The following is a 15496-nucleotide window of genomic DNA, read 5'->3' as shown; positions in this document are numbered from 1 at the left end:
AGAATGTGTTAAGCCCCTTTTCCTTACTATAAAATGACACCCATTAAAATGATAATTGTTTTAATAACAAAAACAATAGTTGTAAACTTTTTAGATTTACTAAAGAAATAATACAGGGATGTAAATGTGATAAGGTCTATAATAGGTATATAGTTCTTAAAGATACTAAATGAAATATGGAACCAATCATTTAATATTAATGCTGTCATATTTGCAGCAGTATATCCAAGCACCAGTGCAAAAAATAAATCTTCATTTTTACTTTCTTTGTTTCTATCAAATATTAGAAGCAATAACTTAATTAAAAAGAAAGTAAAGATAAAAACTAAAATATTGGAAAGCAACACAACGATAGTTGTAAAGAAATGCATTTGTGTTTCTGTCATACTTAATGATTGCTGAATTGTTTCCACCTGTTTTTGTAAATTTGATTGATTAGCAGTATAAGTGTAAAATAACATGATTGATGAAACTAAATAAGGCATCATACTAGCAATAAGAAGAAGTGATTTTTTTAATATTTTCATAATATGATCCACCTTCAATTACAAATTTATTTTGGTATATGTACCCAAAATATATCAACACTTTCTTTATCAATATTAGAAAATGTTTCATCAATCATATTGCGATTTTGTTAACTACACGATATCTTATCTTTTTCATGTCGTGTTAAATCATTCTTAACTCATCATATTGCATACCTAATTGTATTTTTCGGTGGTTTTTCTTAACAGTTACGCTGCCTATCTGTCATACACATTTCATAAGCAGTCACTATTAATCAATATAAAATACAACTTTTTAACATACTTCAATTACCTTCTCTAAAATTCAATTTTGCTAACGTCACACTACTATCATTTTCACTTTTACTACACCTTGCTCGTTCTTCACAACAAAGCTGCAGCTCTCTTGATACACGTTTAATGGCTCATTGATATACACGGGCTGCTTATAGCGTACGTTACAAGCCATATTTTGCATACCATAGTCCTGTAATACTTTTTGTACAACCATTTGACCTGGCACAATATGATTATGAATTGGATTGTCATCTCTCACTATTTTCAAATACTGCGTTACATCATCTTTTGAAAACTTCATCATTTTACCCTCCGTACAAAGGTTTGTTGAATCACATTTTGATCATTTAATACCAGTTCAAACAGGAATCGCTCAAAATTTTTAACTTGTTTCACAGATTTAAAAGTTAATGTAGCTTTAATCGTTTCATGACAAAAAAGTTTTTCCGCCTCTTTTAATACCGTTTCAACTAACATTATTTCTATCCCCATAAATGATCTAAAAATCTCAAAGTCACACCAATAACGCGCAAAATAGAGTAGTGGCATTTCCTGAGTCAATGGCATTTCAAATAGCGCTTGGTACGCATGTAAGGATGATACATCGACTTTAATGTGTCTTGTCTCCTTCTGACCAACGTTCGAATAATGCGGCATTTCCCATTCCTCCTCCAATGCCCATCGTAGCAAGTGTCAGTTGCTGCTTTTTCATATGGAATAACCGTGTCACTAAAATCGCACCACTTGCACTGTACGGATGGCCAATCGCAATGGCACCACCGTACTGATTTAACTGTGATGTCTTAATATTCAACGCACGCTGTGAGGCAAGTACTTGTGATGCAAAAGCTTCATTCAACTCTATAGCATCAATATCTGTGACATTTAAATCATGTTTACTTAATAAATGAGATACAGCTGGCACAGGACCAATCCCTAGTATGTTGGGATCCACACCGTTAATCGCATAATCGATAAATTTTAATCCTTCTGTTATCCCTAATGACAATGCATATTTCTTAGACATCACAACCACTAATGCTGCACCATCATTTTTAGCACAACAATTCCCTACAGTGACTGTCCCATTTGGATAAATAGGTTTCAGACGTGTTAACAGATTCAGGCGAACATTATGACGCATCCCTTCATCTTGTGCCATCCATTCACCGTTTACTTTAAGTGGCAAAATTTCCTCATCTAAATATCCTGCATTAAATACCTGAGTTGCTTTCGCATAACTGTCATATGCAAATTGATCTTGGTCTTCACGAGATATATCATAGATGCGTGCAACATTATCAGCTGCTTCAATCATTGTTGGATCTTGTCCTTCAGGTGCAAAAGAAGCCCTTTCATAAAACTGCGGTGGTTCATTTTCATAGAGTGATGTTGGCCGCTTCATCTTCCATGGTGCTCGACTGGTACTTTCTACACCACCTGCGATGTATAAATGCCCTGCGCCTGCTTCAACCATCCGACACGCATAGTGAATCGCTTCAAGTCCCGAACCACATTGACGATCGACTGTCACACCTGGTATAGATATATCAAGTCCTGCTTCCAATAAACTTTTTCTTGCGATATTGCCACCATTTCCAACAATATTCCCTAAGATAACATCATCAAGTTGGTGCCAATCGACTGGCAATGTTTCTTGAAAGTACTGTATCAATGGTTTCACCAAATCCTCTGGTTCTAACTTCTGCAATTTGCCACCATAACGCCCAATCGGTGTACGTTTGGCTGCAACAATCACCGCTTCATTCATTGCCAAGCCCCCTGTTCATATAAAAGTTGTGCTGCACGTCTTGAAATCTTCCCACTTGCTGTACGTGGTAACTTGGGCACACAAATCAGTTTGGAAGGAAATTCGTAGCGTGATAATTCACTTTCTAATTGACGACGTATCTCTCGGTAAGTGAGTTGGTCATCGCCTTCATAAAGTCCGAATGCAAGTTCTCCAAACTTTTGATGTGTCTGAAATATGATCACCACTTCATCAATCCCCTTTATTGTTTTAAGTGTCTGTTCAATCATATAAGGAGAAATATTTTTACCACCAATAATCATGCGATCTTGAGTGCGGCCATGTAAATATAAAATATCTTCTTTAATTGATGCATAATCCCCTGTTTCTATCCATTTAGGTACGGGTTCACCCATATAACCAGAAAACGTCATAGGACTTCTAACGTATAGTTTTCCTACACCTTGCGCATCTTGATCATCAATGCGCACTTCAACACTTGGAAATAATCGACCAACTGATTGAAGTGGTGACGTTTGATCTCGATTCACACTAATAAAGCTTGCTTCGGACGTTCCAAAAAACTCATAAATCGTCATTGCCGGGAATTTCGTTTTTAACTGATGATGCAGTTTTACAGACAATTTATCTCCGGATACAAACAGATATGTTTTTAAGTCATTCAATGATGATTGATGCAACCAATCATGAACCATAGTCGGTACGAGAAAAAGGCAGCTTGGTCGATAAAACTGTTGTATCGCATATTGGCATTGTTCAATATCATAATCATCTTGACCAATAAATGTACGACCATAAAATAATGCATACACGAGCACATATAATGTCAATGAATGGGCGTAAGGTCCTAAAGCAACCATCACGGGTCTGTGTTGAATATCGGGTTCAGATAATAAGCGTTCATTTTCTAGAAATGATGCAATCCAGGATGGTTCATCACGATAAAATGCTTTCGGTAAGCCCGTTGTTCCCGATGTAAATCCAATATGTAATAAATGATCTCTATCGTATCGTAACCCTTGATAATTGGTTTGTTTTAAACCATCATCATCCCAAATATAAGAAAATGCATACTTTACGTATAATGCATCACGACGTTGTTCCGTCCAGTGTGGGTCCATAACACAAGGGACGGCTCCCTTATGCAATAGTGCAAGATACGACACAATAAACTTCTCCATATTATTAAAAGACACAGCGACACCACAGGCATGACATTCATCTGGTAACAATAATGCTGCTTGTTGAACGCAGCTCCATAATGCTTCATACGTGACTGCTGTTTGATTTATATAAAGTGCCACTTCATGTGGCTGTTGCTCTGCATAATAGGCAATACGTTTTAATAATTCCATTTGACACTCACTTCTTTGAACAAGTTTTCTTATATTCTATCATAATGTTCAAAGGCAATATAAAAAGCCACTGGTTACAACAATATCGCTCCCAATGGCTCCTACACGATTTATTCTAAATTTGCATGATTTTCTTGCATGGTTTCTTCGCTAATGTTTAACTGTGTCTGTATATCTAAGACAAGACTATCTAATAACACTTGTGCACTCTGTTCAAATAAACTACCTAATGGTTGTTGAGAACCTTCTGCACGTTGTTTCGTACTCGCCGGTAACACAACTGTTGTATCAGCTAATTGACCAATTGGACTGTCCATTACAGTTGATAATAGTAAGACATGCGCACCTACTGCAACGGCTTTATCTGCAAGCAATTGTAAATGCGTTGTGGAACCTGAACCAGATACGATGATCAAGCAATCACCCTCTTGAATTGAAGGTGTTGTTGTTTCACCTACCACATACGCTTGTTGGCCTAGCTGATTCAAACGCATCGCAAAGCTATTCGCTACAAAGCCAGAGCGACCTTTACCCGATACGAAGACTTTATCTGCTTGCAAGATTTGTTTTACAAAATGGTCTGTCGCTTCTGTATCTACTTGCTTCAATGTTTGTGACAGTTCATCAAGGATTAATTGATAGTTACGAGTAAACATTGAATCACCCTTCAATCGCTTCACGGCATTGTCTTGCTGCTTCACGAGGATCATCTGCATTTGCGATACCGCCACCTACAATAATAAGGTCTGGGTTCTCAGCTGCAACTTCTTTAATTGTATCTGGTTTAATACCACCAGCTACTGCTACTTTCGCATTGTTAATAACAGATTTAACACGACGTAAGCTTTCTAATGGAGATTGTCCTTCAGCTTGTAAGTCATATCCTGTGTGTACAGCAATGTAGTCTGCACCCATATCATCTATTTCTTTGGCACGTTGTTCTAAATCTTGTACCGCAATTAAGTCCACTAATAATTCTTTACCTTGTTTATGCGCTTCTGCCACTGCATTCTTAATAGATGCATCTTCAGCAACACCTAAAATTGTGACAACATCTGCGCCAAACTTCACAGCTTGACTCACTTCATAATCAGCCGCATCCATAATTTTAAGGTCTGCTAGTACCTTAACATCTTCATCTTTCACGTTATCTTTTAAATGTTGTACGGCTGGTAGCCCTTCATTGATTACAATTGGTGTACCGATTTCTACAATATCCACATAATCTGTCACCTGTTTGGCTAATTTTGCCGCTTCTTCTTTATTTAATAAATCAATTGCTAATTGTAATTCCATCGTTCTACTCAACTCCTACATCAATTTTATCTAACATGATACATTTAATGTTGTACCATTGTGTATACTTATTAAACATATCCGATAAATTTAATCGAATAAAATACATAAGAAACGCCATATTTTTTAGGCATAAAATTTAAAAAACGACCGTCTCACGCACTATTTTCTAGCTTGTGACGATACGGTCGTTTGTTTTATATATTAATCTGGCATTGCTGCATCATCAACATACACTTCAACGTTTGGATGCAGATGTAAAATGGTTGCTGGCACGTCTGGTGTGATGTGTCCCGATGCCAATTGTGTCACGGCTTCTTTTTTGTGTTCTCCAAATGCCAGTAAAATAATGCGTTTTGCTTTCATAATAGAACGTAACCCCATCGATATGGCTTGTTTAGGAACATCTGCTCTATCATCAAAATAGCGACTGTTTGCTTCAATCGTACTATCTGTTAAGTCAACGCGATGAGTCACACTATCAAATGGTGTTCCCGGTTCATTAAAACCAATGTGTCCATTTTGACCAATCCCTAATATTTGGATATCCACTGGTCCTTTTTCATCTAATAATGCTTCATATCGTTCTGCTTCCGACTCCGGATTTTCAGCTGCACCATTTGGCAAATAACGTTTCTCTGGGTCAAAACCTTCATATTGATTGAATAAAATCTCATTCATATATTGATGATAGCTCGCTGGATGGTCTGCCTCTAATCCAACATACTCATCTAGGTTAAATGTCTCAACCTGACTCACATCTAGTTGATTTTTCTCTAACAATGAAACTAATGACTCATACATTTCAATCATCGTGCCGCCTGTTGCCAAGCCTAACTTACTTTCTTTTTTTTGTAGTATCTGTTTATACAGTTCTGTTGCGACATAAAATGATGCTTGTTTCATTGAGCCTAAATTTGTTATTTTCATACCTAACCTCCTATTGAATCATGCTGACAAAACGTTTGGTAATATCACGTGGACGTGTGATTGCGCCTCCTACAACAGAGGCATAGACACCTTTATCAAAAACAGCTTTCAACATTTCAGGTGTGATCACATTTCCTTCTGCAATCACTTTTTGTTGTACATGATTTAAGACATCTGTTAAAAAGGCAAAGTCATCATGATAAAGTAACTTTCCTTTTGTATCTTCGGTATAGCCGTGTAATGTTGTCCCAATATAATCAAAACCTAATTGATCTGCATTTTTCGCTTCTTCTAATGTGGCAATATCTGCCATTAATTCCACTTCTGGTGCTTCATTTCTAATATATTGCACTAATTCTTCTAATGATTCTGCTGGACGTTGTCGTAATGTAGCATCCAATGCGATTACTTCACAACCACTTTCTAACAATTCATCCACTTCTTTTTTCGTTGCGGTAATAAATACAGAAGAGTTATCGTAATCACGTTTCACAATACCAATGACTGGTAAGTCAACTTCTTGTTTAATTGCGATAATATCTTCTTTTGAATTTGCTCTAATACCAACTGCACCGCCTTCTTTTGCTGCGAGTGCCATCTTACTCATAATGAATGATGAGTGAAGCGGTTCATCTTCTAATGCCTGACAAGATACGATTAATCCTTTTGGTAATTTCATAATATTTTTCTCTCCTCTTATAAAGCTTCTTCTACTTCATTTTTAATAGATGTGACGTGGGGACCATATACAATTTGAACACCATTGCCCTTGCAAATAATCCCTCTCGATTCTGTTGATTTTAATTTCTCCTCATCTACCTGTGTACCATCTTTTAACGTCACACGCAATCGTGTTGCACAACAATCGACAACTTCAATATTGTCAGCACCACCTAGACCTTCAATAATTGTTTGTGCACGTTCACTTTTCGCTACTGATTGGACCGTTTCTTCCTCTTCACGTCCATGTGTTTTAAAGTTAAATTTTGTAATTAAAAATCTAAAAATCACATAGTACAGTACAAACCAAACAAGCCCAAGTGGAATAATCCACAGATAATTGGTTTTTGCTTGTCCTTGTAAAACACCGAATAAGATAAAGTCAATAAAACCGCCACTAAATGTTTGTCCAACTGTAATATTAAAAATATCTGCCATCATAAATGCCAAACCATCTAATACAGCATGAACTACATATAATAATGGCGCCACAAATAAGAAACTAAACTCAAGTGGTTCTGTAATTCCTGTTAAAAATGATGTTAATGCAGCTGAAAGCATTAAACCACCCACCACTTTTTTCTTTTCTGGTTTAGCAGTATGATAAATCGCTAATGCTGCGCCTAACAAGCCAAACATCATCGTAATAAAACGACCCGACATATAGCGAGATACCCCTTCATAATAGTGCTGAACATTTGGGTCTCCCAATTGTGCAAAGAAGATATTTTGCGTACCTTGTACCAATTTGCCATTAATTTCTAATGAGCCACCTAATGCTGTTTGCCAGAATGGTAGATAGAAAATATGATGCAATCCAAAAGGTCCGAGCATACGTAAAATAAAGCCGTAAATCAATGTACCAATCACACCTGTTTTATTCACTAAGCCACCTGCACCAAAAATAACAGCTTGTACGGCTGGCCATACAAAGAACATCACAACACCTAAAAAGATAGCAGCAAATGATGTAACGATTGGAACAAAGCGAGAACCACCGAAAAATCCTAAAAACTGTGGTAAATTAACCTTGTTATATTTATTGTGTAAGACTGCCGTTAGTATCCCTACAATAATCCCACCAAACACACCTGTTTCTACTGTTTGTATTCCAAGTGCCATACCTTGACCTGCCTTAACAAGTTCGTCACTTGCAGCTAGGTTATCTGTAATAGTGAGCAGTGCATTCATCGTCGCATTCATAATGAGGAACCCTAACATAGAAGCGAGCCCTGCCGTCCCCTTATCACTTTTTGCGAGTCCGACTGCAACACCTATCGCAAAGAGTACTGGTAGATTTTGAAAAACAATATTACCCGCCGCACTCATCAATACAAAAATATGTTGTAACAATGGAATGTCTAACACCGGATACGCTTTGATCGTATTCGGATTGCTCAATGCGCCACCAATCCCTAGTAAAAGACCTGCTGCTGGCAAGATTGCAATAGGCAGCATAAATGACTTCCCAAACTGCTGAGCTCTATCAAACATTTTACTCATACGCATTCACCCACTTTTCATCTAATGATTACCTTAAATATACCACTCTGCAATTTTTTCTCAATATATAGCATTGAATCGGAATTTCTTTTCAAATATACTGAGGAAAAAGGGAGAATCTGATGAAAATTGAAAATCGCATTCAAAAATATCGTCATACTTTGACAAAAACTGATCAAAAAATTGCGAACTATATTTTGAAACTAGAAAACCATACAGATATTGGTGCAATCCATACAATAGCTATGGCTGTCGACGCTTCACCATCTAGCATCACACGCTTTGTTTATAAACTCGGCTATGATAGTTTCCAATCTTTTCGCTTTGCTGTTTTACAAGAAAGACAAACTGAAACAATCAATAACAGTCCATCCATTCAAGTGTTACATCAGCACTATACGTCCATTCTGAACCATACTGGTGAATTTATCGTAGAAGAAGATTTAATGTATTTAGTACAGGCCATACAACAGAGTGATAAAGTCATCTTCATCGGTATTGGCAGTTCTGGTTTAAGTGCACAAGAATTATATTTCCGTACTGCACGTATGGGCTTTAATACCATTGCGATAACAGATGCACATTTAATGTCCATTGTCGGTCAAATGTGTAATGCACAAACAACAATTATCGCTTTGACGAACAGTGGCGCTACAAAAGAAATTATTGCCAGTATTGCTCATGGACGTGCCAGTGGTGCAAAAGTCATTGCCCTCTCTCATTTTGAGACAGAGGCACTTACACAGAATTGTACACGTATTATCACAACAGCTGATAAACGTCATACACAAGACGCTTACTTCATCAATAGTCAACTCTCTAATCAATTTATTATTGACCTTATCAGTTACCATTTGCTACAAGATCCTACATGCCTTGAACACTATTCAAGAAGTTATCAGGAACTCATTTCAAAACATAGTCATTAAAAATTCTACTGGTTTTACGCAATAAAGTGAGCAGAGGTATATAAATTTAGGTGAGTTTTTAGTAAAATAAACAGATAAACTGATGAGGAAGGCAGTGAAAGATTTGCAACCGATTACAAATGAAGCCGTTCAAGCGTTATTAGATCAATTTGCGAATAAGCCTGTCTATTTACACGTTGAAACAACTAACGGCGCATATGCCAACCATTTCGATCAACGCGTTTTTAATGCAGGAACTTTTTTACGTAATATTCAAGTCACTTATCAACATGCTCAGCTAAAAGGTGGCGACAAAGATCCGTTTCGTGTAGGCTTAAAGTTAAAAAACAATGGTTGGGTCTACGTACAAGGGCTCACACATTACGAATTAAACGACAATGGTGAATTTTTACTTGCTGGTTTTAACTATGAAGGACAGTTGGCAGCAGCACTTGAAATCAGCCACCATCCATTTGAAACATAATAAGGGAGTTGAAATTTTATGACATCTGAAAAACATGTATTGGTCATCTTTCCACACCCTGACGATGAGACTTTCTCTTCAGCAGGTACATTGGCACGCTTTGTCGATCAAGGCATCCCTGTGACTTATGCTTGCTTAACACTCGGACAAATGGGAAGACATCTCGGAAACCCACCTTTTGCGACACGTGAATCACTGCCAACAATTCGTGAACGTGAACTAGAACAAGCAATGAAGGAAATCGGGGTAACTGATTTACGTAAAATGGGATTACGCGATAAAACGGTAGAATTTGAGCCATATGACGAAATGGATGCCATGGTTCAATCACTTATCAATGAGACACAACCAACTACAATTATTTCATTTTATCCTGGATATGCTGTACACCCGGATCACGAAGCAACAGCAGATGCAGTCGTTCGTACTGTTGGTCGCATGCCTGAAGGAGAGCGCCCAAAATTATGGCTTGTCGCATTTAGTAATGATGCGTTTGATGCGCTTGGTGAACCTGATGTTGTTAATGATGTTTCAGCATACAAAGACCATAAATTACGTGCATTCAAAGCACACGCTTCTCAAACGGGACCATTCCTGGAACAATTGGCAAACCCTGATAGAGATGTCTCTGGTGCACCAAATGATGCGGAAACATACTTATCTAAAGAATTTTATTGGACTTATCGTTTTGAATAAATTGCAGAGGTTGAGATGAAAGCGCAAAGTATGTTGTCTCAACACCTGACATTTTAGTGGAGGAAGTAACATGACTGAATTTGATTTATCAACGCGTGAAGGCCGTTGGAAACATTTTGGTTCAGTGGATCCTATTAAAGGAACAAAGCCAACAACCAAAGCAGAAATGACGGATCTTCAAAGTACGCATAAAAACTTTTTGTTTGAAATTGAACAAGTAGGCATTAAGAACCTTGTTTATCCCGTATGGATTGACCAGTTTCAAACTGCGGGTAACTTCAGCTTTTCAACAAGCTTAAATCAAGATGAAAAAGGCATTAATATGAGCCGTATTTTAGAAGCGGTAGAATCAGAATATGATAATGGGATTCGTTTAGAATTTGATGCACTTACATCATTATTGCACACACTCAAATCACGTATGAATCAACATAGTGCTGGAGTGGATGTAACAGGCAAATGGTTTTTTAATCGACTCAGTCCTGTTACTGGTATCAAAGCAGTTGGTCATGCCGATGTATCATATGGCTTAGCTGTTCAAGGCGATAACGTCACACGTAAAACATTGACTTTAACAGCTGCTGTAACGACACTGTGCCCATGTTCTAAAGAAATCAGCGAGTATTCTGCACACAATCAACGTGGTATCATCACCGTTAAAGCTTATATTGATAAAGAGGCGCCGCTTCCATCAGATTACAAAGAAGTATTATTAGATGCTATGGAAGCCAATGCGAGTTCAATGCTATATCCTATCTTAAAAAGACCGGATGAAAAAAGTGTGACAGAACGTGCCTATGAAAACCCACGATTTGTTGAAGATTTAATTCGACTTATTGCAGCAGACTTAGTAGAAGTATCATGGCTCACAGGTTTTGATATCGAATGTCGTAATGAAGAATCCATTCATCAACACGATGCTTTTGCAAAATTAACATATCGTCAACCATAGTAGTGAATGAAAAATATGTAGAAGGTTACTTGCTTTCATATTTATTATGGTAGTATAATTCAACTACATTGTATGAATCATTTTAAGCACCAAAGCCCCACACTATTGCCGTAGTGTTGGGCTTTATTAGTGATGATGGCTATCATCGCCATTATTTTTGCTTGTTGCGATTACCTAGCCATTGAGCAAATATCGCAACAAAACAGCCACTTATAATTGTGGCTACAATATTTTCTACCACGGTGTTGAGACATAATAAATTTGTGCTCTGGGAAACCAATAAACGGTGTCCCAAAAGCAGGATTTTCGGCAGAACTGACACGATTTCGGCAAAATTTGAAAAGCAATTTTGCTCATCGTTCTGTTCTGCTCAAATCCTAAGCGCTTTTGTCCCAACCTCCTCCTTTCAACGTCAATTCGACGCCAAAAGTTTTGGCGATGATTTGATATTATCACGCACGTTTATTTTCGTCACATTTGATTCTGTGAATTTTCGTTATGATATATCCTTAAATTATTAAATATCCACTTCGCTTCTGATTATTATTTCAATATATCATTAAAAATTCCTACCTGTTATTTAAAATCAGTAAAACTTCATAAATGTGCTATCATCCGGCAATACTAAAGGTACCGATTCAAAAATAATGATTCGGTACCTTTATTTTTTCTTATTTTAAATGTTCATATGGACTGTTGTTAGCAAACGACAAGATTTGATCAATAAATAATTTTGCACGAAGTTGGAATTCATCGTTTGATAAGTACAACGTACCATCTTCATGTTTATCATAATCTGAATCATGTGTTGCGATTTGTGTTGGTACAGCAATACCAAGTAATGAACGAACAATCACACGTAAATGTGAAAGTGGCTCTGCACTTACAATACCACCACTGTTGTTCACTAATCCCACTGGTTTCATTTTGAAGTCATCCATTGTTAAATGATCTAAAGCATTTTTTAAGATGCCAGAGAATGAACCATGATAATTTGGTGTTCCTAAAATAATAAAGTCCGCTTCACGTGCTAAACTTTTAAGACGTTCTGCATTATTTTGATAATTTTCTGGCACAGGGTTCTGACCAGTAAAATCCAATGTATGAAGTGGTTGTTCTGCTAAATCAAAAATAGTTACTTCTTCATTATGTGATTCAATTTGTTCTTTTAAATATTGTGCTAATGCATTTGTATGTGAACCGCGTTGTGCACTTCCTACAATAATAAGTCCTTTCATCTTTCCAAAACTCCCTTTATAGTTTTCCTTCTTATTTTAATACATGATAGATGGCTTTTGCGACACCACTTTCTTCATTTGAAGCTGTCGTGAATGTAGCAAGTTCTTTAATCGCCTCAACACCATTATCCATAGCAATCGGATGCCCTACACGCTCTAACATGGAGGCATCATTCATATTATCACCCACAGCCATTGCATCTTGCATATCAATATTCAATTGATCTGCTATCGCTTGAAGTGCCATTCCTTTTTGAGCTTCTGCATGCGTCACTTCAATATTACCAATAGAAGAAGATGAGACAGCCAAGTTCACGTGCTCAGAAAGTTCTTCTTTAACACGTGCCACTTTCTGTAAATCTGTATCAAATGCCAATATTTTCATAATTAATTCGCCTGGTACAGACTCAATTTGTTCGTAACTTGATACCACTTTCAACGTGCCATTATCAATACGGGACTGGATGTGTTGGCGTATCACTTCTTCATCTGCATGCTGTCCTGCATGTTTTGCAATATCTACATAAATTGCTAAATCTTTCTCAGGATCTTCTGTATATATCCCTCTGTTTGTATACACTTGATAATATACATCTGCTTGTTTTAATTTATTCTGAATAGCATCAGACATCTCTTTGTTCAAACTTGCAGTATGTACGATATTAAAGCTTTCATCTCTAACCTCTGCACCATTCAAACAAATATAAGGGACTTTTAATCCTGCTTCCGTCACGGGTCTACTCGCCTCATAAAATGCACGCCCTGTCGCAATGACGACTGTTACACCTTTTGATTGGGCATATTTGATAGCTTCAATATTCTCAGATGTAATCTCATGCGATGCATTTAACAACGTCCCATCCATATCTGTTGCGATTAACTTGACCATCACATTTCCTCACTTTTTATTTACTTATTATATATATAGATATACTCAGATACCTTTATTTTAACAAAATTTAACTTATTTTTTTCAAATTTTGTTTTCTTGCTTTTTGCGTTGACGTAATGTTTTAAAAAATGCCTTTAACTGCTGACTACATGAATAAGCCAATACCCCTTTTACTATATTAGCACGATGGTTCATGCGTGAATCTTCTATAAGGTTCATCAAACTACCGCTACAACCACCTTTAGGGTCGTCAGCCCCATACACCACTTGATCAACACGACTCATCACAATTGTTCCTGAACACATCACACACGGCTCTAAAGTAACATATAAAGTACATCCTTCTAAACGCCATGTTCCCAATTCACGTGCCGCTTGTTCCATTGCAAGATGTTCTGCATGAGCCGTTGGTAATTGGATGGTTTCCCTCAAATTATGTGCGCGTGCAATAACACGGTCGTCTTTCACAACGACTGCGCCAATAGGTACTTCTCCTTTTTTAGCTGCTTGATATGCTTCATCAAGCGCAAGTGACATATAATATTCATGACTTCTCATACATAAATGGCCTCACTTATGTTAAAATTTGTAATACTGACTACTATGAGATGGAGCGAAAACAAATGACAAAACCTTTTATTGTTATTGAAGGACCGATTGGTGTTGGTAAATCATCACTCACACACAAGTTGAGTCAATCTTACCATTTTTATGAGGCAAAAGAAATTGTCGGAGAGAACCCTTTCCTATCTGACTTTTATGAAGATATTTCCAAGTGGAGCTTTCAAACAGAAATGTTCTTTCTCTGCAATCGCTACAAAGCTTATCAAGATTTGGCAGAACTTCACGATGGCATTGTATGTGACTACCATATTTATAAAAATAAAATTTTTGCACGCAATACACTTTCACAAACGGAATATGAGAAGTTTTCTCGTATTTATGATATCTTGACTGAGGACTTAATCACACCAGACTATACAATTATCCTCGATGCAGATTTATCTGTATTAAAGAAACGTATCGCTAAACGTGATCGTAGCTTCGAAGCACATATTGAAGATGACTACTTATTAAAACTCAAAGAAGACTACGCCACGTATTATAAACAATTAACAGAAGACGGTCATCAAGTACTCTGGATCGACACAACAGATATTGACTTCGTAAGCAATCCTGAAGACTATGACCAAGTATTATCACGTATTAATGAATTAATCGGAGGACAATCACATGACAAACTATAACATACCGTCAGACGCGGTTATTACAATTGCTGGTACAGTAGGTGTTGGTAAATCATCACTCACACGCGCACTTGCTGACAAACTAAACTTTCGTACATCTTATGAAAACGTTGATCACAATCCATATTTAGATAAATTTTATGATGATTTTCGTCGTTGGAGCTTTCACCTACAAATTTACTTTTTAGCTGAACGCTTCAAAGAACAAAAACGTATGTTTGAATATGGTGGCGGCTTTATTCAAGACCGTTCCATTTATGAAGATGTTGATATCTTTGCAAAAATGCATCAAGAACAAGGTACAATGACAGAAGAGGATTTTGAAACATATTCAAACCTGTTCGACGCCATGGTGATGACACCATACTTTCCAAAACCAGATGTACTCATTTACTTAGAATCAGATTATGACAGTGTGATTGACCGCATTAATACACGTGGCCGTCAAATGGAGATGGATACAGATCCAGAATATTGGCAAATGCTATTCAAACGCTATGACAATTGGATTAATCAATTTAATGCATGTCCTGTTGTTCGTGTAAATATTAATGAATATGACTTATATGACGACCCAGATTCAATTGATAAGGTTATTGCTAAAATTTCACATATTATCCAAACACATCGTCAAATCGACCCACGATAATAGCTAAAATCCCCTCGCTAACAGATAGCCAGGGGATTTCCTTTTGCAA

20 protein-coding genes are annotated in these 15496 nt (G+C 37.0%); 6 read left to right on the top strand and 14 right to left on the bottom strand.

Annotated elements, in window-relative coordinates:
* Positions 1 to 26: 26 nt before the first annotated feature.
* The 10 genes from MUA88_RS01440 to MUA88_RS01395 form a co-directional block, all read right to left on the bottom strand.
* On the bottom strand, positions 27 to 527 hold the full coding sequence (locus MUA88_RS01440; protein WP_262604383.1) for a hypothetical protein: 501 nt from the start codon (positions 525 to 527) through the stop codon (positions 27 to 29).
* Positions 528 to 849: 322 nt separating this feature from the next.
* Positions 850 to 1107 carry a hotdog family protein gene (locus tag MUA88_RS01435; protein ID WP_262605665.1) on the bottom strand — a complete coding sequence of 86 codons (258 nt, stop codon included), beginning with the start codon at positions 1105 to 1107 and terminating at the stop codon, positions 850 to 852.
* The gene (locus MUA88_RS01430; RefSeq protein ID WP_262604381.1) at positions 1107 to 1463 is read right to left on the bottom strand and encodes a VraC family protein; all 357 of its coding nucleotides are present in this window, start codon (positions 1461 to 1463) and stop codon (positions 1107 to 1109) included. The genes MUA88_RS01435 and MUA88_RS01430 overlap by 1 nt, the downstream gene beginning before the upstream one ends.
* The gene (locus MUA88_RS01425) at positions 1417 to 2577 is read right to left on the bottom strand and encodes a thiolase family protein (protein WP_262604380.1); all 1161 of its coding nucleotides are present in this window, start codon (positions 2575 to 2577) and stop codon (positions 1417 to 1419) included. Before MUA88_RS01425 ends, MUA88_RS01430 begins: the two co-directional genes overlap by 47 nt.
* Entirely contained in the window at positions 2574 to 3932 is a 1359-nt protein-coding gene (locus MUA88_RS01420; RefSeq protein ID WP_262605664.1) for an AMP-binding protein, read from the bottom strand. The genes MUA88_RS01425 and MUA88_RS01420 overlap by 4 nt, the downstream gene beginning before the upstream one ends.
* Positions 3933 to 4042: 110 nt before the next feature.
* Complete coding sequence (hxlB, locus tag MUA88_RS01415; protein WP_262604378.1) at positions 4043 to 4588, bottom strand: 6-phospho-3-hexuloisomerase; 546 nt, start codon at positions 4586 to 4588, stop codon at positions 4043 to 4045.
* A 4-nt stretch (positions 4589 to 4592) separates the two neighbouring features.
* Positions 4593 to 5228 (bottom strand): 3-hexulose-6-phosphate synthase, encoded by a 636-nt coding sequence (hxlA, locus tag MUA88_RS01410; RefSeq protein WP_262605663.1) that lies wholly within the window; start codon positions 5226 to 5228, stop codon positions 4593 to 4595.
* A gap of 204 nt (positions 5229 to 5432) precedes the next feature.
* Positions 5433 to 6158, bottom strand: a complete 726-nt coding sequence (gene nagB / locus MUA88_RS01405; RefSeq protein ID WP_262604376.1) for a glucosamine-6-phosphate deaminase — start codon at positions 6156 to 6158, stop codon at positions 5433 to 5435.
* 10 nt (positions 6159 to 6168) lie between these two features.
* Positions 6169 to 6837 (bottom strand): N-acetylmannosamine-6-phosphate 2-epimerase, encoded by a 669-nt coding sequence (locus tag MUA88_RS01400; RefSeq protein WP_262604375.1) that lies wholly within the window; start codon positions 6835 to 6837, stop codon positions 6169 to 6171.
* 17 nt (positions 6838 to 6854) lie between these two features.
* Entirely contained in the window at positions 6855 to 8381 is a 1527-nt protein-coding gene (locus tag MUA88_RS01395; protein WP_262605662.1) for a maltose/glucose-specific PTS transporter subunit IIC, read from the bottom strand.
* 122 nt (positions 8382 to 8503) lie between these two features.
* Between MUA88_RS01395 and MUA88_RS01390 the strand changes: the two genes are divergently transcribed.
* From MUA88_RS01390 to folE2, 4 genes are all read left to right on the top strand, one after another.
* The gene (locus tag MUA88_RS01390; protein WP_262604373.1) at positions 8504 to 9310 is read left to right on the top strand and encodes a MurR/RpiR family transcriptional regulator; all 807 of its coding nucleotides are present in this window, start codon (positions 8504 to 8506) and stop codon (positions 9308 to 9310) included.
* A gap of 82 nt (positions 9311 to 9392) precedes the next feature.
* Positions 9393 to 9773 carry a YojF family protein gene (locus MUA88_RS01385; RefSeq protein ID WP_481906557.1) on the top strand — a complete coding sequence of 127 codons (381 nt, stop codon included), beginning with the start codon at positions 9393 to 9395 and terminating at the stop codon, positions 9771 to 9773.
* Between the two features lie 18 nt (positions 9774 to 9791).
* Positions 9792 to 10469 carry a bacillithiol biosynthesis deacetylase BshB2 gene (bshB2, locus tag MUA88_RS01380; RefSeq protein WP_262605661.1) on the top strand — a complete coding sequence of 226 codons (678 nt, stop codon included), beginning with the start codon at positions 9792 to 9794 and terminating at the stop codon, positions 10467 to 10469.
* A gap of 70 nt (positions 10470 to 10539) precedes the next feature.
* Positions 10540 to 11421 (top strand): GTP cyclohydrolase FolE2, encoded by an 882-nt coding sequence (folE2, locus tag MUA88_RS01375; protein ID WP_262604371.1) that lies wholly within the window; start codon positions 10540 to 10542, stop codon positions 11419 to 11421.
* Between the two features lie 151 nt (positions 11422 to 11572).
* Here the strand turns inward: folE2 and MUA88_RS01370 are convergent, their stop codons facing one another.
* The 4 genes from MUA88_RS01370 to tadA all read right to left on the bottom strand — a co-directional run bounded on the left by MUA88_RS01370 (position 11573) and on the right by tadA (position 14109).
* A complete protein-coding gene (locus MUA88_RS01370; protein WP_262604370.1) occupies positions 11573 to 11662 on the bottom strand; it encodes a type I toxin-antitoxin system Fst family toxin in 90 nt (29 codons plus the stop codon).
* Positions 11663 to 12092: 430 nt separating this feature from the next.
* On the bottom strand, positions 12093 to 12659 hold the full coding sequence (locus MUA88_RS01365) for an NADPH-dependent FMN reductase (protein ID WP_262604369.1): 567 nt from the start codon (positions 12657 to 12659) through the stop codon (positions 12093 to 12095).
* Positions 12660 to 12690: 31 nt separating this feature from the next.
* Positions 12691 to 13548 (bottom strand): Cof-type HAD-IIB family hydrolase, encoded by an 858-nt coding sequence (locus MUA88_RS01360; RefSeq protein ID WP_262604368.1) that lies wholly within the window; start codon positions 13546 to 13548, stop codon positions 12691 to 12693.
* An 84-nt stretch (positions 13549 to 13632) separates the two neighbouring features.
* Complete coding sequence (tadA, locus tag MUA88_RS01355; protein WP_262604367.1) at positions 13633 to 14109, bottom strand: tRNA adenosine(34) deaminase TadA; 477 nt, start codon at positions 14107 to 14109, stop codon at positions 13633 to 13635.
* Between the two features lie 65 nt (positions 14110 to 14174).
* Here tadA and MUA88_RS01350 point away from each other — a divergent pair, with 65 nt between their 5' ends.
* A complete protein-coding gene (locus MUA88_RS01350; RefSeq protein ID WP_262604366.1) occupies positions 14175 to 14798 on the top strand; it encodes a deoxynucleoside kinase in 624 nt (207 codons plus the stop codon).
* Positions 14785 to 15447, top strand: a complete 663-nt coding sequence (locus tag MUA88_RS01345) for a deoxynucleoside kinase (RefSeq protein WP_262604365.1) — start codon at positions 14785 to 14787, stop codon at positions 15445 to 15447. Before MUA88_RS01350 ends, MUA88_RS01345 begins: the two co-directional genes overlap by 14 nt.
* Positions 15448 to 15496 lie beyond the last annotated feature (49 nt).

It is taken from the genome of Staphylococcus sp. IVB6240, from assembly GCF_025558425.1.
Classification (GTDB): domain Bacteria; phylum Bacillota; class Bacilli; order Staphylococcales; family Staphylococcaceae; genus Staphylococcus.
The sequence above is the reverse complement of the archived record's forward strand: the minus strand, read 5'-3'. Positions and strand labels throughout refer to the sequence as shown.